General features: G+C 71.1%; 3 protein-coding genes. All 3 read left to right on the top strand.

Going from position 1 to position 3,607, the window contains the following annotated elements:
* Window positions 1–258: 258 nt before the first annotated feature.
* A complete protein-coding gene (gene tdh / locus ACFU6I_RS48165; protein ID WP_384380824.1) occupies window positions 259–1,287 on the top strand; it encodes an L-threonine 3-dehydrogenase in 1,029 nt (342 codons plus the stop codon).
* Window positions 1,288–1,328: 41 nt separating this feature from the next.
* On the top strand, window positions 1,329–2,522 hold the full coding sequence (locus tag ACFU6I_RS48160) for a glycine C-acetyltransferase (RefSeq protein ID WP_384380821.1): 1,194 nt from the start codon (window positions 1,329–1,331) through the stop codon (window positions 2,520–2,522).
* Between the two features lie 61 nt (window positions 2,523–2,583).
* Complete coding sequence (locus ACFU6I_RS48155; protein ID WP_326792872.1) at window positions 2,584–3,492, top strand: LysR family transcriptional regulator; 909 nt, start codon at window positions 2,584–2,586, stop codon at window positions 3,490–3,492.
* The last annotated feature ends 115 nt before the right edge of the window (window positions 3,493–3,607 follow it).

Here is a 3,607-nt window from a genome sequence, read left to right as displayed (position 1 = left end):
GCACCGAAGGGCGGCCGGCCCCTTCCGCGCGGGGCGGGCATGAAGCGGAGCTGCGGCTGCGCTTAAGAAAACCTCGATGGACCTGTGGCGCGGGGTACGGCAGATTTCTCCGTGACGGCGGAGGATGGTGCGCGGCAGCCGATCACCGTGCGCGCTGCCCCCATGCCGTCCCTCTCATCTTCCCCGGGCCGCAGGCTCCCTTCAGGCTGCCCCCGGCCCGGGGCGTTCACCTCGCACCACGTACAGGGAGCCGCAGCCGTGAAGGCACTCGTGAAGCAGAAGGCCGAGCCCGGACTCTGGCTGATGGACGTTCCCGAGCCGGAGATCGGCCCCTCGGACGTGCTGATCAAGGTCCTCCGCACCGGCATCTGCGGAACCGACCTGCACATCCGCAACTACGACGGCTGGGCGCAGCAGGCCGTGAAGACGCCGCTCGTCCTCGGCCACGAGTTCGTCGGCGAGGTCGCCGCGATCGGTGCCGACGTCGTCGACATCACCGTCGGCGACCTGGTCAGCGGCGAAGGCCACCTGGTCTGCGGGAAGTGCCGCAACTGTCTGGCCGGACGCCGCCACCTCTGCCGCTCCACCATCGGGCTCGGAGTCGGCCGGGACGGGGCGTTCGCCGAGTACGTCGCGCTGCCCGCCTCCAACGTGTGGGTGCACCGGGTCCCGGTCGACCTCGACATCGCCGCGATCTTCGACCCGTTCGGCAACGCCGTGCACACCGCGCTGTCCTTCCCGCTGGTCGGTGAGGACGTCCTGATCACCGGCGCCGGCCCGATCGGCATCATGGCCGCGGCCGTCGCCAAGCACGCGGGCGCCCGCAACGTCGTCATCACCGACGTCAGCGAGGCCCGGCTCGAACTCGCCCGGAAGGTCGGCGCCAGCCTCGCCCTCAACGTCGCCGAGGAGACCATCGCCGACGGCCAGCGCCACCTCGGCCTGCGCGAGGGCTTCGACATCGGCCTGGAGATGTCCGGCCGCCCCGAGGCCATGCGCGACATGATCGCGAACATGACGCACGGCGGACGGATCGCCATGCTCGGACTGCCGTCCGAGGAGTTCGCCGTCGACTGGTCCCGCATCGTCACCTCGATGATCACGATCAAGGGCATCTACGGCCGCGAGATGTACGAGACCTGGTACGCCATGTCCGTCCTGCTGGAGGGCGGCCTCGACCTCGCCCCCGTCGTCACCGGACGGTACGGCTACCGAGACTTCGAGGCGGCCTTCGACGACGCGGCGAGCGGACGCGGCGGCAAGGTCATCCTCGACTGGACCGTCTGACCTACCTCGTACCGGCCCGTACACACCAGGAGACACCCCTCATGTTCGACTCCGTACGCGACGACATGCGCACGACCCTCGACGAGATCAAGGCCGCCGGACTCCACAAGCCCGAGCGCGTGATCGGCACCCCGCAGTCCGCGTCCGTCGCCGTCACCGCCGGTGGCCGCCCCGGTGAGGTGCTCAACTTCTGCGCCAACAACTACCTGGGCCTCGCCGACCACCCCGAGGTGATCAGCGCCGCCCACGAGGCGCTGGACCGCTGGGGCTACGGGATGGCCTCGGTCCGCTTCATCTGCGGCACGCAGGAGGTCCACAAGGAGCTGGAGCAGCGGCTCTCGTCGTTCCTCGGCCAGGAGGACACGATCCTCTACTCCTCCTGCTTCGACGCCAACGGCGGCGTGTTCGAGACCGTCCTCGGCCCCGAGGACGCGGTCATCTCCGACGCCCTCAACCACGCCTCCATCATCGACGGCATCCGCCTCTCCAAGGCCAAGCGGTTCCGCTACGCCAACCGCGACATGGACGACCTGGAGCAGCAGCTCAAGGAGGCGTCCGGGGCAAGGCGCCGGCTCATCGTCACCGACGGCGTGTTCTCCATGGACGGGTACGTCGCCCCGCTCCGCGAGATCTGCGACCTGGCCGACCGGTACGACGCCATGGTCATGGTCGACGACTCGCACGCCGTCGGCTTCGTGGGCCCCGGCGGCCGCGGTACGCCCGAACTGCACGACGTCATGGACCGCGTCGACATCATCACCGGCACACTCGGCAAGGCACTCGGCGGCGCCTCCGGCGGCTACGTCGCGGCCCGTGCCGAGATCGTCGCACTGCTGCGCCAGCGGTCCCGTCCGTACCTCTTCTCCAACTCCCTCGCCCCGGTCATCGCGGCGGCCTCGCTCAAGGTCATCGACCTGCTGGAGTCCGCCGGTGACCTGCGCGAGCGACTGACTGCCAACACCGCGCTCTTCCGTAACCGGATGACCGAGGAAGGCTTCGACATCCTGCCCGGCGACCACGCCATCGCCCCCGTGATGATCGGGGACGCGGCGAAGGCAGGCCGGATGGCGGAGCTGCTCCTGGAGCGCGGTGTGTACGTGATCGGGTTCTCGTACCCGGTCGTCCCGCAGGGAGCGGCGCGCATCCGCGTGCAGCTGTCGGCCGCGCACTCCACGGACGACGTGAACCGTGCGGTGGACGCGTTCGTCGAGGCGCGGGCCGCGCTCGGCGAGTAGCTCCACGAGCGGGGCGGTCCCAGGTCCCGTACACCCCCCGGGACCTGGGACAATGGATCACATGATCGATGCACGGCGGCTGCGTATTCTCCGTGCGGTGGCCGACCACCGCACCGTGACTGCGGCAGCCGCCGCGCTCTATCTGACGCCGTCCGCCGTCTCCCAGCAGCTCGCCGCCCTGGAGCAGGAGACCGGCCACCGGCTGGTCGACCGCAGCGCCCGTGGCGTACGGCTCACCTCGGCCGGCGAGATCCTGCTGACCCACACCAATGCGGTGCTGGCCCAGCTGGAGCGGGCCGAGGCGGAGCTCGCCGCGTACGGGGCGGGAGACGCCGGTACGGTCACGGTCGCCGCGTTCGCCACCGGCATCGGGCTCGTGCTCGCCCCCGCCATCGCCGAACTGACGCTGACCGCGCCCGGCATCCGGGTCCGGGTGCAGGACGCGGAGGGCGACGCGAGCGTGCCGATGGTGCTCGACCGGCAGGTCGATGTGGCGGTCGCCGTCGAATACCGGGGCGCGCCCGGCGAGGACGACCGGCGGCTGACCCGGGTGCCGCTGTACTCGGAGCCGTTCGACGCCGTGCTGCCGGTGGGGCACCGGCTGGCCGGCCAGGACCAGGTGGCGATCGCGGACCTGGAGAAGGACCCGTGGATCGGCCCGTACCCCGGCAACCCGTGCCACGACGTGGTCGTGCTCTCCTGCGAATTCGCCGGCTTCCAGCCGAGACTGGAGCACTCCTCGGACGACTTCCGCGCGGTGGTGGCACTCGCCGGAGCGGGGGCCGGGGTGGCACTGGTGCCGAGGTCGGCGCTGCGGGGAATGGAACTCGCGGGGGTGGTGGTACGCCCCGTGGAGGGCAGCGCACCGACCCGGCGGGTGTTCGCCGCGGTACGGCAGGGGGCGGAGGGGCATCCCCTGATCCGTCCGGTGCTCGACGCGTTGCGGGCGGCGGCGGGGCGGGTGCTGTAGGGCGTGTGTCGGAAGTCCCGCCTGCCCGGCGACGCCCGGCACGCACGCTCGCTGCGTTGTCGGGGTCGTCCGAGTACCTCGGCTACGAGGACTACCCTCCGCCGTGCCATCGCAC

This window comes from Streptomyces sp. NPDC057486 (assembly GCF_042802415.1).
GTDB lineage: Bacteria > Actinomycetota > Actinomycetes > Streptomycetales > Streptomycetaceae > Streptomyces > Streptomyces yanii.
This window is presented reverse-complemented; position numbering and strand designations above follow the sequence as displayed.